The following is a 16,159-nucleotide window of genomic DNA, read 5'->3' as shown; positions in this document are numbered from 1 at the left end:
GTCGCTCGGCGTATGGCTCAAATGCGCTCCAGGGTCGGCATCCAGACCCGCAACAGGGAGTACAGGCGGGACAGGTCAATCGGCTTGGCCAGGTAATCGTTGGCGCCGGCGGCCAGGCATTGCTCCTGGTCGTCCTTCATCGCCTTGGCCGTGATGGCGATGATCGGGAGGCGGTCGAAGCGGCCGTCGGCGCGGATGCGGCGCGTCGCTTCCATGCCGTCCATCCCCGGCATCATGATGTCCATCAGCACCAGGTCGATGCCCGGCACGTCATCGAGTTTCGCGATCGCTTCGAAGCCATTGCGGCCCACTTCGACCTTCGCGCCGCGCTGCTCGAGCGCCGCGGTCAGTGCGAACACATTGCGCACATCGTCGTCCACCAGCAGGATCGTGCGGCCTTCGAACACGCGATCGCGGCCGCGCACGGCCTTGAGCATGCTCTGGCGCTCGGTCGACAGTTCGGATTCGACCTTGTGCAGGAACAGCGTGACTTCGTCGAGCAGGCGCTCGGGCGAGCGCGCGCCCTTGATGATGATCGAGCGCGAGTAGCGCAGCAGCTGCGCCTCTTCGTCGCGCGTCAGGTTGCGGCCCGTGTACACGATCACGGGCGGGAACGAGCACAGTTCTTCGTGCGACATGCGCTCGAGCAGTTCGCCGCCCTGCATGTCGGGCAGTTTCAGGTCGATGATCATGCAGTCGAAAATCTCGGTGCGCAGCAGATTGAGCGCATCGCTGGCCGTGCCCACCGCCGCGATCTGCACGTCGTCGTCGGCGATCAGCGCCACCACGCTCTCGCGCTGGCGTTCGTCATCCTCGACCAGCAGCACGCGCTTGATCTTCTGCGCCGACTTCTCTTGCAGCTTGCGGAACACGTCTTCGAGTTCTTCGCGGCTCGCAGGCTTGAGCGCATAGCCGATCGCGCCCAGGTGCAGCGCCTCGCCGCCATTCTCGATGCTCGAGATGATATGGACCGGGATATGGCGCGTGGCCGGGTTGTCCTTCAGTTGCTGCAGCACGGTCAGGCCCGAGCGGTCCGGCAGGCGCACGTCGAGCAGCACGGCGTCCGGGCGCTGGCTGATGGCCAGCGCCAGGCCTTCTTCGGCGCTCATCGCCACCAGGCAGCGGTAATCGAGCTCGCGCGCCAGGTCGTACAGGATGCGCGCGAACGCCATTTCGTCCTCGACCACCAGCACGCTGCGACGGCCATCGGCCGGGCGGTCGCGGTCATCCGGGAAGCTTTCGTAGTGGTCGGTCACGACCGGCGCAGGTGCCGGTGCCGGCGCCGGTGCCGGCGCGGACGCGCGGACCACCGGGGCTGGCGCATGGTACGGCTGCGCGCTGGTCACGACAGGTGCCGACATCGACGAGGCCGACGACAGCGGGGAATCCGGCAGGCGCTGCGGCAGCGTCAACGTAAACACGCTGCCTTCATTTGGCGCGCTCGACACGGAAATGCCGCCGCCCAGCAGGCGCGTGAGGTCGCGCGAAATCGACAGGCCCAGGCCCGTGCCGCCGAAGCGGCGGCTGGTCGTGCCATCGGCCTGGTGGAAGGCGTCAAAAATCTTGTCCTGCTGGTCGGGCGCGATGCCGATCCCGCTGTCCTGCACGCGGAACGCGACGGCGCCATCGGTCGTGGTGAGCACCGACAGCGTGACGGCGCCGGAATCGGTGAACTTGACGGCGTTCGACAGCAGGTTCTTGAGGATCTGCTCCATGCGCTGGCGGTCGGTATTGATCGCTGCCGGCACGTCGGGCGCCACGTCGATGCGGAACTCGAGCGACTTCTGGCGCGCGAGCGGCTCGAACGTGCGCGCCAGGCCTTCGACCACGCGCCGCACCGGCACGTCTTCTGGCACCAGTTCGAGCTTGCCTGCCTCGACCTTCGAGATGTCGAGAATGTCGTTGATCAGGTGCAGCAGGTCGTTGCCGGCCGAATAGATGGTTTGCGCGAAGCGCACCTGCTCGTCGCTCAGGTTGCCCGGCGTATTGTCGGACAACAGCTTGGCCAGGATCAGCGAGCTGTTCAGTGGCGTGCGCAGCTCGTGCGACATATTGGCCAGGAACTCGGACTTGTAGCGGCTGGCGCTTTCCAGTTCCACGGCGCGCTGCTGCAACTGCTCCTGCGCCGACTGCAGCGCCGAATTCTTCATGTCCAGGCTCAAGGCCTGTTCGGCCAGCTGGTCGTTGGTGGTGCGCAGTTCGGCCTGCTGGTTTTCCAGCGCCGACTGCGATTCTTCCAGTGCGCGCGACTGCTCTTCCAGCTCTTCGTTGGCGGTGCGCAGCTCTTCCTGCTGGACTTGCAGTTCTTCGTTCAGGGTCTGGCTTTCTTCGAGCGAATCCTGCAGGCGCTGGCGGTACAGCACGGCCGCCATGGCTGCGCCCACCGCCTGCGCGATGAAGCCGAGGAATTCGCGGTCACGCAGCTCGACCGGGCGCAGGAAGGCGATCTCGAACACGCCCTTGACCTTGCCGTGGTTGTAGAACGGCGCGATGATCAGCGCGCGCGGCGGTGTTTCGCCCAGGCTCGAGCCGACCTTCATGTAGCCAGGCGGCAGCTCATCCAGCACCATCAGGCGGTTTTCCTGCGCCGCCTGGCTGGCCAGCGAGGCGCCGGGCTGGATGAATTCGGCGCGTTCGGACGGGGTGTGGTTGAACCCATAGGCACCGATGCGGCGCAGCACGCCGTCTTCGCTGCGCACATACATCGCGCCCACGACGCCGTCGAGATACTTGACGACGTACGGCAGAACCGCCTCGGCCAGCGGCTCGAGGTGATGGATACCGGCGCTGCGCACGGTCAGTTCGTTCTGGCCGGTACGCAGCCACTCCTGGTGACGCAGTTTTTCGTTGTGCTCGGCTTCGTGGCCCAGCACTTCGTTGTAGGTATTGGACAGCGTCATCAGCTGGCGCCGGCCAAAGAAGGCCAGGCCGCCGCCCACCAGCGCCGAGAGCAGCAGGAACAGCGCCACCGACCAGAAGGTCGTGTTGCGCGCGTTGTCGCTGCGTTCCTGCAGCAACCGGGCTTCGGCCGCCAGCACCAGGTCGAAGTTGCGGCGCATCTCGTCGGTGAGCAGCCGGCCGCGCCCGCTCCTGACCGCATCGATATACGTCAGGTCATTGGCCCGGCGCCGCGCGATCATCTCGTCGGCGAACGCTTCCCACTGTTTCTGGACCTGCGAAATGCGCTTGATGCGCTCGGCCTGCGCGCCATTGTCCTTGACCAGATCTTCCAGCGTGTCGAGGCTGCTGCCCATCCGCTGCGCCGACAGCAGGTACGGCGTCAGGAACTCTTCGTCGCCCGCCAGCAGATAGCCGCGCATGCCGGCTTCCATTTCGGCCGACAGCTTGCGGATCTCGTGCGCATTGCCGATCACCTTCTGGGAATGCTCGACCCAGGTCAGGTTGTTGATCAGGTATGCAATGATCCCAACGAAAACGACCGCACTGACGATGCTCATGCCTAATGGCAGCGCTACATTGCGGGAAAGGATGCGGCGAAACGCGCTGTTGTCGATGTTTGGACCGGGCATGCCTGTTGTTCTGTTAGAAAAAAAATATCCCAAGTGTAACGCAAACGTGACATCGCGCCCACACGAAATGCGCACGGTCGTGCCAAAGCGCGACCGTGCGCAACATCCGTAATCTTAGCAAAATGGATACGCGCCGGGCGCACCGCTTCGCGTGCTACCGTGCCTGGGCCAGATGCGGCTTCAGGTACTGCGCTGTGCGGCTTTTCTTGCTGCGTGCGACATCCTGCGGCGGCCCGGCCACCACGATATTGCCGCCCAGATCACCAGCGCCGGGACCGACATCGATCACCCAGTCGCTGCCGGCCACCACGCGCATCGTGTGCTCGACTACGATCACCGTGTTGCCGGCGTCGACCAGGCGGTTCAGCTGCACCATCAGGCGGTCCGCATCGACCGGGTGCAGTCCGGTGGTCGGCTCGTCCAGCACGTACAGCGCATTGCCACGCGTGGCGCGCTGCAGCTCGGACGCCAGCTTGATGCGCTGCGCCTCGCCACCCGACAGTTCGGTGGCCGGCTGGCCCAGGCGCAGGTAATCCAGCCCGACCTCGTTCAGCACTTCCAGCGAGCGCTCGACCAACGCTTCATCCTTGAAGAAGGTGATCGCCTCGCCCACCGTCATGCCCAGGACCTCGGCAATGTTCTTGCCACGGTAGGTCACTTCGAGCGTCTGCGCGTTGTAGCGCGCGCCGTCGCAGGTCGGGCATGGCGCGTACACGCTCGGCAGGAATAGCAGTTCGACCATCACGAAACCTTCGCCCGCGCAGTGCTCGCAGCGGCCCTTGGCGACGTTGAACGAGAAGCGGCCGGCATCAAAACGGCGCTTCTTTGCATCCGGCGTAGCGGCGAACAGCTTGCGCACCTGGTCGAACAGCCCCGTATAGGTGGCCAGGTTCGAGCGTGGTGTGCGCCCGATCGGCTTCTGGTCGACCCGCACCAGGCGCCGCACGCCCTCCATGCCGGCCACGATGCGCCCTTCCAGCGGCAGGGCTTCGTCGCGTTCCAGATCCGGTTCATCGGACTGCTCTTCGGCCACCGCGCTGCCCTGCCCCAGGGCCGCGCCGACCAGTTCGACCAGCACCTGGCTGACCAGGCTTGATTTACCCGAGCCCGACACGCCCGTCACGCTCGTCAGCACACCGAGCGGGAACGCGACGGCGAGGTCCTGCAGATTGTTGCGGCGTACACCCTCGAGCTTGAGCCAGCCGGTCGGTTCGCGCGGCGTGCGCGGCGCCAGGGACGCTTCGCCGAACAGGTAGCGCCGCGTCTGCGATGCTTCCACATCGCGCAAGCCTTCCGGCACGCCGCTGTAGAGCACCTGCCCACCGCGCTCGCCGGCCAGCGGTCCGACGTCGACGATCCAGTCGGCTTGGCGGATCACGTCCAGCGCGTGTTCGACGACGAACAGCGAGTTGCCGGCGGCTTTCAGCTGCGCCAGCGCGTCGAGCAGCGCTTCGGCATCGGCCGGATGCAGGCCGGCCGACGGTTCATCGAGCACGTAGACGACGCCGAACAGGCTGGAGCGCACTTGCGTGGCCAGGCGCAGGCGCTGGAGTTCACCCGGCGACAGGCTTGGCGTGCTGCGATCGAGCGCCAGGTAACCGAGGCCAAGCGCCAGCAGCACCTCGATGCGCGCCGACAGGTCGTCGGCGATGCGCCGGCGCACGATCAGCTGCTCGGCATGCAAGCCTTTCTCGACCTTGCTCGTCGCGTGGGTGTACGGCGCCAGCAATTCGGCCAGGCGCGCCAGCGGCAGGCGCGAGAGTTCGGCGATGTCCATGCCTGCGAACGTCACCGACAGCGACTCGCGCCGCAGGCGCTTGCCCTCGCACTCCGGACACGCGGTGCTGACCATGTAGCGCGCCACGCGCTTTTTCATCGATGCGCTTTCGGTATTGGCAAAGGTCTGCATCACGTAGCGGCGCACGCCGGTGAACGTGCCCTGGTAGCTGGGCGTGTCCTTGCGCTTGAGCGCGGCGCGGGTTTCCTTGGGCGTCAGGCCCGCGTACACGGGCACGCTCGGGCTTTCGTCGGTGTACAGGATCCAGTCGCGGTCCTTCTTGGGCAGGTCGCGCCACGGCGTGTCGACGTCGTAGCCCAGCGTGACCAGCACGTCGCGCAGGTTCTGGCCGTGCCAGGCCGGCGGCCAGGCGGCAATCGCCCGTTCGCGGATCGTCAGGCTGTCGTCCGGGACCATCGATTGCTCGGTCACCTCGAACACGCGCCCCATGCCCGAACAGCGCGGGCACGCGCCCTGCGGCGTGTTGGGCGAAAAGGATTCGGCGTACAGCAGCTCCTGCCCGGCCGGATAATCGCCGGCACGCGAATACAGCATGCGCAGCGAATTGGACAAGGTGCTGACGCTGCCGACCGATGAGCGGGCCGTCGGCGTGCCGCGCTGCTGCTGCAGGGCGACGGCCGGCGGCAAGCCTTCGATCGTGTCGACTTCGGGCACCGGCATCTGGTGAAACAGGCGCCGGGCATAGGGCGAGACCGATTCGAGATAGCGGCGCTGGGCCTCGGCGTACAGCGTGCCGAAGGCGAGCGACGACTTGCCCGACCCCGAGACCCCGGTAAACACGACGAGCTGTCCGCGCGGGATATCGAGGCTGACGTTTTTCAGATTGTGTTCGCGGGCACCGCGGACATGGACGAAGCCGTCTTCGGCAGCGTTCTGGGGGGTGGTTTTCTTGCTGGGCATCTGCCCTCCGGCATATTCTAGATACGCCATTGGACGCCCTTGGGACAACGGTGTCGGTGCGCTTACCAACAATCGGCTCAACCGTGCGCCAGGTCTTCCAGTTGGCGACAGAGCGCATCGAGCCGGTCCGGCGTGGTGAAACGGGCGGCAACAGCCGCCGCCTGTGATGCCACTGCGCCCGTCAGAACCTGCTGCAGCGCGGTCGCCATCCTTGCCGGTGTCACGCGCCGGGCGTGCAGGCTGGCGCCCGCTCCCAGCGCCATGACCCTTGCCGCGTTATCGAACTGGTCGTGCGCGAGCGGCACCACCAGTTGCGGCGTGCCGGCGCGCAGCGCTTCGGCCGTCGTACCGATGCCGCCGTGGTGCACCAGCGCGGCCACGTGCGGCAACAGGGCCTTGAGCGGCACGTAATCTTGCCAGCAGATGGATGGCGGCAGCGAGCCGGGCAGCTGCTCGCGGTGCGGCGTCAGGAAGATCGCGCGCAGGCCCAGTTGCGCGACGGCTTGCGCCGCCGCTTCGAAGTAGCGCCCCGCCTGCCGGTTGCCGGTGCCTGGCGTGAACACCACCGGCGGCGCGCCGGCGGCGAGAAACGCCCGCAGCGTGGCGCTGGGCGCCGCGTCGGGATCGGGATCGTAGAGGGGAAAGCCGGTCTGGACCAGCGGTTGCGGCCAGTCCGGCACGGGCGCGGCAAACCAGTCGGGGAACAGCGCCAGCGACAGGTCGGGAACGGTGTGGATGTAGTCGATCAGGCTGCGCACACGGGGCAATCCGCGCTCGGCACGCGCCGCATTCAGGCCGGGCAACGCGACCGGATCAATGAAGCGCGCGGCGAGCGTGCGCCACAACCAGCGCCGCACGCCGTGCGGCACCCAGGTCGGCACGGGCCAGGGGCCCAGCAGCAGCGGGTCATGTACGGTAGGCAGGTTCGATGGCGCCAGCCAGGTCGCCGCGATGCGCAGACCGGGCCGGTTGTGGCGGCACAGATCTGCTTCGGGCAGTGCCAGCGGATGCACGAGCAGCAAGGTGTCCTTGCCGCTGTCGAGCGCTGCCACCATGGCAGGCAGTTGCGCCATTGCCGGCCGCGTTGCGTCCCACACCACGGCCAGGCCACGGGTGGGATGCCACAGGTCGGGATGATCGAGGACGGCAGGATCAGCCGGCAAGCCGTGAAAGGTCAGGCCAGCGGCATCGACATACAGTGCATGCAGGTCGGGGCCCAGAAAATCGACGCGGTGACCGCGCTCGCGCAGCGCCCGCCCGATCCACAGGAACGGGAACAGGTCCCCGGCAGAGCCCATCGTCACCAGGATCACATGCATGGGCCCTGCCCTCCCCGAATTAGAAGGTCAGCGTGCCTTCAATGGAATCGTCCAGCGTCTTGCCGATCACGGCGCCGATCGCCATCTTCGCGCCGGCCACGATGCCGCCGTGCTTGTTGTCCCAATAATAACCGGACTTCGGCGTCACCTTGATCACGATGATGCGCGGGTCGTCCTCGCCTTCGGTGAACCAGGTTTTCAGCAGCGGCTCCCACAGCTGCTTGATGCGGGCCTTGTCCTGCGATACTTCAGCGTGACCGTCGAGCTCCAGGAAACCAGCGTTTTCGCCCGCCTGGAAGAACAGTTTGACGGTGGGATTGGCCTGCAGTTCCTGGTTCGTGTGGCTGTCGATCGCGCCCAGGTACCAGATGGCGCCGTTGTCGTCGGTCTCGCGCACGCTCATCGGGCGCACGCCGCGGCTGTCGCCGGTGCCGCCGCCGGTGATGAAGAAGCCGGTCTCGGCATCGTCGATGATGTCCTTGATGCGTTCAATGGCGTCAAGACCTGCCAGATCGCGGCGGTTTTCTTCGGGCTGGTTGCGGTTGATGGAATCCATGGTCGTCTCCTGTTAGCGAAGGCCGTGTGGCCGATGAGACAACTGTAACGTCATCCGCGCCGGCGGTATGTGGGCCGACGAACGGATGGAAGCACATGCCCCCGCTCACGGGTCAAAGCGGAGGCGCCCCCCCCTGGATCACAGGAAACGATCGAGAATCTTGCGGCTGTGCTTGTCGATCTTGAACATGTCGCGCACCAGAAAGTTGATGCCGTGGCTGTCGGCCACCAGCAGCGATGCTTCGCCGATGCGGCGAATATCTTCGTCGAGCTTGAGCACGAACTCGGTGTCGCCCCGGTCGGTCGTCACGTACCAGGTGCACGGCGTGGCAAAGCTCGACACATCCTTGATATTGATGATCTCGGGGATGAATTCGCGGCCGCCGATTTCGTCGCTGACGAGCGTGCGGATATCCTCGGGCATGGTGGCCAGGTCGTCGATCCAGGCGACTTCCTTGCCGCCGTCGCGCACCAGCGAAATGCCCCTGGTTGGCGCCTGGATCGGGAAGGCGCGCACGGGCGTCACGCCCACATATTCTTCACCAGTCTCGAGGGTGATCACCAGCTTGCCGAATGCATCGCGGCGCAGCTGGAACGGGGTGGTCGAAACGATACTCATCATGCGTCCTTGTCGTCGAGGTCCTGGTCCACGTTGCGCGCTTGCGCTTCGTACAGGCGGTGATACGCGCCTTCGCGCGCCATCAGGTCATCGTGGCTGCCCTCTTCCACCACCACGCCGCGGTCGAGCACGACCAGGCGATCGGCGCGGTGCAGCGTCGACAAACGGTGCGCGATGGCAATGGTCGTGCGGCCCTGCACCAGATTGTCGAGCGCCTTCTGGATTTCTTTCTCGGTTTCCGAGTCGACCGACGAGGTGGCCTCGTCCATGATGAGGATCGGCGGATCGATCAAGAGCGCGCGAGCAATCGAAATGCGCTGGCGTTCGCCACCCGACAGGCCCTGGCCGCGCTCGCCGACCATCGAATCGTAGCCCTGCGGCAGGCGCAGGATGAATTCGTGCGCATGCGCCGCCCGGGCCGACGCGATGATGTCTTCGCGCGATGCGTCCGGCTTGCCGTAGGCGATGTTCTCGGCAATGGTGCCGAAGAACAGGAACGGTTCCTGCAGCACCAGGCCGATATTGCGGCGGTAATCGGCGACAGCGAACGAGCGGATGTCCTTGCCATCAAGCAGGATCGCGCCTTCGGACACGTCGTAGAAGCGGCAGATCAGATTGACCAGCGTGCTTTTGCCCGAACCGCTGTGGCCGACCAGGCCCACCATCTCGCCAGCCTTGATATTGAGCGAAATGCCGCGATTGACGGCGCGGTTGCCGTAACGGAAACCGACTTCGCGCAGCTCGATATTGCCTTCGACCTTGGCCACCTTCACCGGGTTGACCGGATCGGGCACGCTCGAGACGTGATCGAGAATGTCGAAGATGCGCTTGGCGGCCGAGGCCGACTTTTGCGTGACCGACACGATGCGGCTCATCGAATCGAGACGCACATAGAAACGGCCGCTGTAGGCGATGAACGCGGTCAGGGTACCGACCGTGATGTCGCCGCGCGAGACTTGCCAGATGCCGAAGCACCAGATCACCAGCAGGCCCAGCTCGGTCAGGAACGACACGCTCGGCGAGAACAGCGACCACACGCGGTTGAGCTTATCGTTGACGTTCAGGTTGTGCCGGTTGGCTTCGCGGAAACGGGCCGCTTCGCGCTTCTCTTGTGCAAAGGCTTTCACGACGCGGATGCCGGGGATCGTGTCGGCCAGCACATTGGTCACTTCGCCCCAGACGCGGTCGATCTTTTCGAAGCCGGTGCGCAGTTTGTCGCGCACCAGGTGGATCATCCAGGCGATGAATGGCAGCGGTGCCAGCGTCACGAGGGCCAGCCACGGATTGATGGAGAACAGGATCACGCCCGTCATGATGATCATCAGTACATCGGACAGGAAGTCCAGCAGGTGCAGCGACAGGAACACGCAGATGCGGTCGGAGCCACTGCCGATGCGCGCCATCAGGTCGCCCGTGCGCTTGCCGCCGAAGAATTCGAGCGACAGGCGCATCAGGTGCTCGTAGGTGGTCGAGCGCAGGTCGGCGCCGATGCGCTCAGAGGCCAGCGCCAGCACATAGGTCTTGGCCCAGCCCAGCGCCCAGGCCAGCACGGCCGAGGCCAGCAAGCCGCCCATATACATATACACGAGGCTCGTGTCGATCTGCTGCCCGTTCTGGTACGGGATCAGGACATTGTCCATCAGCGGCATCGTCAGGTACGGCGGAATCATGTGTGCGCCGGTCGAGCCCAGCATCAGCAAGAAGCCCAGGAACAACTGCCCCTGATACGGCTTGGCGAAGCGCCACAGGCGGAACAGCGTCCACGTCGATGGTGGCGTGTGCAGAACTTTTTCGCAGATCGGGCAATCGTCCTGGTCGGCGTCGAGAGGCGCCTTGCAACTTGGACAAGTATGCTGCTCGGGCGGCTGGATGGCCACGCCCGTCAGCGCGCTTTCCATTTGATCCTGGAACTGGTCGGCCACACGCACGGCGTGCAGGTTCTGGCCCAGCGTGAAGCGCCAGCTGGCCAGGAGCCCGTGCGCATCGGTCAGTTCGAGATGCCCGACACCGGCATGGTCGTGGTGGCGCAGCGCCAGTCCTTCGCGGTATGACCAGTCGCGCCACGCCGTTTCGCCCGGCGCGCGCGCCAGAAGGCGCCGGTCGGTCACCAAAACTAATCCTTTTGAGAAATGTAATTTCGCATCGAGGTCAACCTCAACGCTGCTTAAAACGTTTTCCCCTGATGCAAGCTGTTTCGCGACGTCACTTTCCCAGTTATCTGGCAAGAAATTGGCGGCTATTGCCAGCGACGACGGATTGGCAAGTTGTTTTGTTGTCATGGTTTGCGCCCGAAACGGGCTTTAATTCGGCAAAGATTCGGTATGGGTAAAGCGAGCGGCGGTTGTTGTTATGCCAAGCATGAAACGCTCTACAGAGCGCTAGAACGTTTTTGGGCAGAGTTTGGATGACACGAAATGTGTTTTGACGAAAATATTGCGGCTAAGTAAAAGCAGCAACTGGATAGGATCAGCGCTGATGTGCGCTGCGATTGGCGGCCTTTCGCTAACGTAGTGACACCTCAGGCATACAAGGACAAGTCGCCGGTGTGGGAGTAGCGCCAGGTGACCAACGTATTTACATGACGAAAAAGAACGATATCAAATTCCTGCGCATTACTTATCTGGCGGGACCGAACATCTGGACCTACCGTCCCGTGCTCGAGGCCTGGCTCGACATCGGCGAACTGGAAGACTATCCGTCGAATCTGCTCCCCGGGTTCACGACGCGCCTGACCACCTGGCTGCCCGGCCTGATCGAACACCACTGCGGCGTCGGTTACCACGGCGGCTTCATCGAGCGCCTGAACGAAGGTACCTGGGCCGGCCACATCCTCGAACACGTCGTGCTCGAAGTGCAGAGCCTGGCCGGCATGAAGACGGGCTTCGGCAAGACCCGCTCCACCGGTGAGCATGGCGTCTACAAGATGGCCTTCCGCACGCGGGATAACGTCGTCGGGCGCGCCGCGCTGGAAGTCGCCCATCGCCTGATGATGGCCGCGATCAACGACGAGCCGTTCGACCTGCCCGCCGCGATTGCCCGCCTGACCGACATGGTCGACCGCCTGTGCCTGGGCCCGTCGACCGCGCACATCGTCGACGCCGCCACCGACCGCCGCATCCCGTCGATCCGCCTGACCGACGGCAATCTGGTGCAACTGGGTTACGGCGCCGCGCAGCGCCGCATCTGGACCGCCGAGACCGACCGCACCAGCGCGATTGCCGAAGGCATTGCCAGCGACAAGGACATGACCAAGAACCTGCTCGCCTCGTGCGGCGTGCCGGTGCCGGAAGGCGCCATCGCGCGCAGCGCCGACGCAGCGTGGGAAGAAGCGCAGGACATCGGCCTGCCGGTGGTCGTCAAGCCGGTTGACGCCAATCACGGCCGCGGCGTCTCGCTGAACCTGAATACCGAAGCCGAAGTGCGGGCCGCTTACCTGATCGCCTCCGAAGAAGGCGAAAGCCGCTCGGTGCTGGTCGAGCGCTTCATCACGGGCAGCGAGCACCGCCTGCTGGTGGTCGGCCGCAAGGTCGTTGCCGTCGCGCGCGGCGAATCGCTGTGGGTAACGGGCGATGGCCGCCAGAACGTGGCCGAGCTGTGCGACAGCCAGATCAACACCGACCCGCGCCGTGGCGAGAGCGAAGAATTCCCGCTCAGCCCCGTCGAGCCGCGCAAGAGCGAAGAAAACCAGTTGCAGCTCAAGCGCCAGGGCCTGACGCCGGATTCGGTGCCGCCTGCCGGCCATAAGGTGCTGATCCAGATGAACGGCAACGTCGCCGATGACGTCACCGACCAGCTGCACCCGGACGTCGCGCATGCCGCCGCGCTGGCCGCGCGTATCGTCGGCCTGGACATCGCCGGCATCGACTTGGTGTGCGAAGACATCGGCCGCCCGCTGCTCGAGCAGCGTGGCGCGATCATCGAAGTCAATGCCAGCCCGGGCCTGCTCGCCCACACCAAGCCGGCCAGCGGCACCGCGCGCAACGTCGGCAAGGACATCATCGAACACCTGTTCGCGCCGGAAGAAACAGCGCGCATCCCGGTGGTCGGCGTGACCGGCTCGCTCGGCTGCAGCCTGATCACGCGCCTGATCGGCTGCCTGGTCAACATCACCGGCAAAGAGGTCGGCGTGGCCAACGGCGAAGGCCTGTACCTGAATGCGCGCGTGATCTCGAACCGCGACAGCACGAGCGTCGAAGCCGGCCAGCGCATCCTGATCAACCGTAACGTGCAGACGGCGGTGTTCGAATCGAACGCCCGCTCGATCCTGCAGGACGGCCTGCCGTACGACCGCTGCACCGTGGGCGTCGTGACCGACATGGCGGGTCTGGCCGACCTGGCAGAATTCCATATCCATGATGACGACGCACTGCGCAACGTGATCCGCACCCAGGTCGACGTGATCCTGCCGGAGGGCGTGGCCGTACTCAACGCCGCCAACGAGCAGGTCGCGGCGCTGGCCGAACTGTGCGACGGCGGCGTGATCTTCTACGCCTTCGACGAACACCATGCGGTGCTGGCAGCGCACCGCGCGGCCGGTGAGCGCATCGTGTTCGTCCGTGACGGCCGCATCATGCTGGCCGAAGGCGACGCCGAGACGCGTCTGAACACGCTGGACACGATGAAGCCGTCGACCGTGAAGTACCCCGAAAACGTGCTGGCGGCAGTGGCAGCGGCGTGGGCGCTTGGCGTGCCGAGTGACCTGCTGTGCGGCGGCCTGCGCGCGTTCGACGCGACACCAAAACAAACGACCTATTGAATGACATTGCCCGGCGACCTGCCGGGCCTGGTGCCCGCCCCCGCGCATGTGCGCACGGTGCGCGGCCCGCGAAAGGAATGACGGTTTATGGAAGTATCTCGCGTACGGGCCCTGCGTGGCCCCAATCTCTGGAGCCACCACACCTCGGTCGAGGCGATCGTGACGTGCACGCCCGAGGAACAATCCATCGGCGAACTGCCCGGTTTCGAATCGCGCCTGCGCGTACGCTTCCCGCAGATCGGCGGCCTGCAGCCGTTCGGCCACTATGAAACGATCCCGCTGGCCCACGTGCTCGAACTGGTCGCGCTGCACCTGCAAGCGGAAGCCGGCTGCCCGGTGACCTTCAGCCGCACCACCGCCACGCTGGAAACCGGCATCTACCAGGTCGTTGTCGAATACAGCGAAGAAGACGTCGGCCGCCAGGCCCTCGAACTCGCGCAGCAGCTGATCGCAGCTGCCCGCAACGACACCCCGTTCGACGTGCCCGCCGCGCTGGCGCAACTGCGCGCGACGGATGAAGACGTGCGCCTGGGCCCGTCGACCGGCTCGATCGTGCAGGCCGCCGTGGCCCGCAACATCCCGTTCCGCCGCCTGACCGAAGGCAGCATGGTCATGTTCGGCTGGGGCAGCCGCGCGCGCCGCATCCAGGCCGCCGAGATCGACGCCACCGGCGCAATTGCCGAATCGATCGCGCAGGACAAGGAGCTGACCAAGAAGCTGCTCGACGCGGCCGGCGTGCCGGTGCCACAGGGCCGCGGCGTCTCCGACCCCGATGACGCGTGGGCTGCCGCGATGGAGATCGGCCTGCCGGTCGTGATCAAGCCGAAGGACGGCAACCAGGGCAAGGGCGTGACCGTCAACGTCACCACGCGCGAGCAGCTGGACGCCGGCTTCAAGGCCGCCAGCGAATTCCGCGACGACATCCTGGTCGAGCGCTACCTGCCGGGCCACGACTACCGCCTGCTGGTGGTGGGCGACAAGCTGGTGGCCGCCGCGCGCCGCGAACCGCCACAGGTGGTGGGCGATGGCGAGCGCAGCGTGCGCGAGCTGGTCGAGCAGGTCAACCTGGATCCGCGCCGCGGCGATGGCCACGGCACGTCGCTGACCAAGATCCGCTTCGACGACATCGCCATCGGCACGCTGGCCCAGAACGGCTTGAGCCCGGACTCGGTGCCCGCCATCGGCCAGCGCGTCGTCCTGCGCAATAACGCGAACCTGTCCACCGGCGGCTCGGCCACCGACGTGACCGACGACGTGCACCCGGAAGTCGCGGCGCGCGCCGTCGCTGCCGCCCACATGATCGGCCTGGATATCTGCGGCGTCGACCTGGTCTGCGACAGCGTCCTGCAACCGATCGAAGACCAGAACGGCGGCATCGTCGAAGTCAACGCCGCGCCGGGCCTGCGCATGCACCTGGCGCCATCGTTCGGCAAACCGCGCCCGATCGGCGAAGCGATCGTCGACACGCTGTTCAAGGACGGCGACGACGGCCGCATCCCGATCGTGGCCGTCACCGGCACGAACGGCAAGACGACCACCGTGCGCCTGATCGCGCACCTGCTCACGGCGTCCGGCCTGCGCACCGGCATGACCAATACCGACGGTGTGTACATCGAAGGCCGCCGCATCGAAAGCGGCGATTGCAGCGGCCCGCGCAGCGCGCGCAACGTGCTGCTGCACCCTGACGTCGACGCGGCCGTGTTCGAGACGGCGCGCGGCGGCCTGCTGCGCGAAGGCCTGGCCTACGACAAGTGCCAGGTCGCGGTGGTGACCAATATCGGCTCGGGCGACCACCTGGGCCTGAACTACATCACCACGCTCGAAGACCTGGCCGTGCTCAAGCGCGTGATCGTGCAGAACGTGGCCGTCGGCGGCATGGCGGTGCTCAACGCCGCCGATCCGACCGTGGCGGCAATGGCCGAAAGGACGCGCGGCGACGTCACGTTCTTCGCGCAGGACGTGGGCAATCCCGTCATGGCGATGCACCGCGCGCAGGGCCGCCGCGTCGTCTTCGTCGAAGAAGGCTATCTGGTGGCGGCGCAGGAATCGTTCGTCGAACGCATCGACCTGAAGGAAGTGCCGATCACGCGCGGTGGGGTGGTGGGCTTCCAGGTCGAGAACGTGATGGCGTCGGTGGCTGCAGCGTGGGGCGTGGGCACGTCGTGGGATGCGATCCGCCTGGGCCTGAAGACCTTCGTCGGCGAGAGCGACAATGCGCCGGGGCGTTTCAACGTGTTCGACTACAAGGGCGCGACCGTGATCGCTGACTACGGCCACAATCCGGATGCCATTGCCGCGCTGGTCAATGCAGTGGAAAGCATGCCGGCCAAGCGCCGCTCGGTGGTGATCAGCGGCGCCGGCGACCGGCGCGACCAGGACATCACGCAGCAGACCGAAATCCTGGGCGCGGCATTCGACGACGTGCTGCTGTATCAGGACCAGTGCCAGCGTGGCCGCGCCGACGGCGAAGTCATTGCGCTGCTGCGCGCTGGACTGAGCAATGCGACGCGCACGGGCCACGTCGAAGAAATCAATGGCGAGTTCGTGGCGATTGACCGGGCGCTCTCGCGTCTGGGTGATGGCGACTTGTGCCTGATCCTGATCGACCAGGTCGATGAGGCGCTGGCGCATATTACGGCGCGGGTCAAGGCAGCAGCCTGAGTCTCGGTGCTGTATTAACGG

General features: G+C 65.7%; 8 protein-coding genes. 2 read left to right on the top strand and 6 right to left on the bottom strand.

Annotated features, from left to right (window positions below; translation table 11 throughout):
• Nucleotides 1–17 precede the first annotated feature (17 nt).
• The 6 genes from AC56LN_RS04420 to AC56LN_RS04395 form a co-directional block, all read right to left on the bottom strand.
• Nucleotides 18–3,530, bottom strand: a complete 3,513-nt coding sequence (locus AC56LN_RS04420; RefSeq protein ID WP_499570137.1) for a response regulator — start codon at nt 3,528–3,530, stop codon at nt 18–20.
• A gap of 154 nt (nt 3,531–3,684) precedes the next feature.
• Nucleotides 3,685–6,228 (bottom strand): excinuclease ABC subunit UvrA, encoded by a 2,544-nt coding sequence (gene uvrA / locus AC56LN_RS04415; RefSeq protein ID WP_499570136.1) that lies wholly within the window; start codon nt 6,226–6,228, stop codon nt 3,685–3,687.
• 77 nt (nt 6,229–6,305) lie between these two features.
• Entirely contained in the window at nt 6,306–7,547 is a 1,242-nt protein-coding gene (locus AC56LN_RS04410) for a glycosyltransferase (RefSeq protein ID WP_499570135.1), read from the bottom strand.
• A gap of 19 nt (nt 7,548–7,566) precedes the next feature.
• Nucleotides 7,567–8,103 carry a pyridoxamine 5'-phosphate oxidase family protein gene (locus AC56LN_RS04405; protein WP_499570134.1) on the bottom strand — a complete coding sequence of 179 codons (537 nt, stop codon included), beginning with the start codon at nt 8,101–8,103 and terminating at the stop codon, nt 7,567–7,569.
• Between the two features lie 138 nt (nt 8,104–8,241).
• Complete coding sequence (locus tag AC56LN_RS04400; RefSeq protein ID WP_499570780.1) at nt 8,242–8,721, bottom strand: cyanophycin metabolism-associated DUF1854 family protein; 480 nt, start codon at nt 8,719–8,721, stop codon at nt 8,242–8,244.
• Entirely contained in the window at nt 8,721–11,000 is a 2,280-nt protein-coding gene (locus AC56LN_RS04395) for a cyanophycin metabolism-associated ABC transporter (protein ID WP_482899672.1), read from the bottom strand. Before AC56LN_RS04395 ends, AC56LN_RS04400 begins: the two co-directional genes overlap by 1 nt.
• A gap of 299 nt (nt 11,001–11,299) precedes the next feature.
• Here AC56LN_RS04395 and AC56LN_RS04390 point away from each other — a divergent pair, with 299 nt between their 5' ends.
• Together AC56LN_RS04390 and cphA are read left to right on the top strand one after the other, a co-directional pair.
• The gene (locus tag AC56LN_RS04390) at nt 11,300–13,477 is read left to right on the top strand and encodes a cyanophycin synthetase (RefSeq protein ID WP_499570133.1); all 2,178 of its coding nucleotides are present in this window, start codon (nt 11,300–11,302) and stop codon (nt 13,475–13,477) included.
• Nucleotides 13,478–13,564: 87 nt separating this feature from the next.
• Entirely contained in the window at nt 13,565–16,138 is a 2,574-nt protein-coding gene (gene cphA / locus AC56LN_RS04385; RefSeq protein WP_499570132.1) for a cyanophycin synthetase, read from the top strand.
• Nucleotides 16,139–16,159 lie beyond the last annotated feature (21 nt).

The organism is Telluria sp. ZT3P26 (assembly GCF_059686035.1).
The sequence above is the reverse complement of the archived record's forward strand: the minus strand, read 5'-3'. Positions and strand labels throughout refer to the sequence as shown.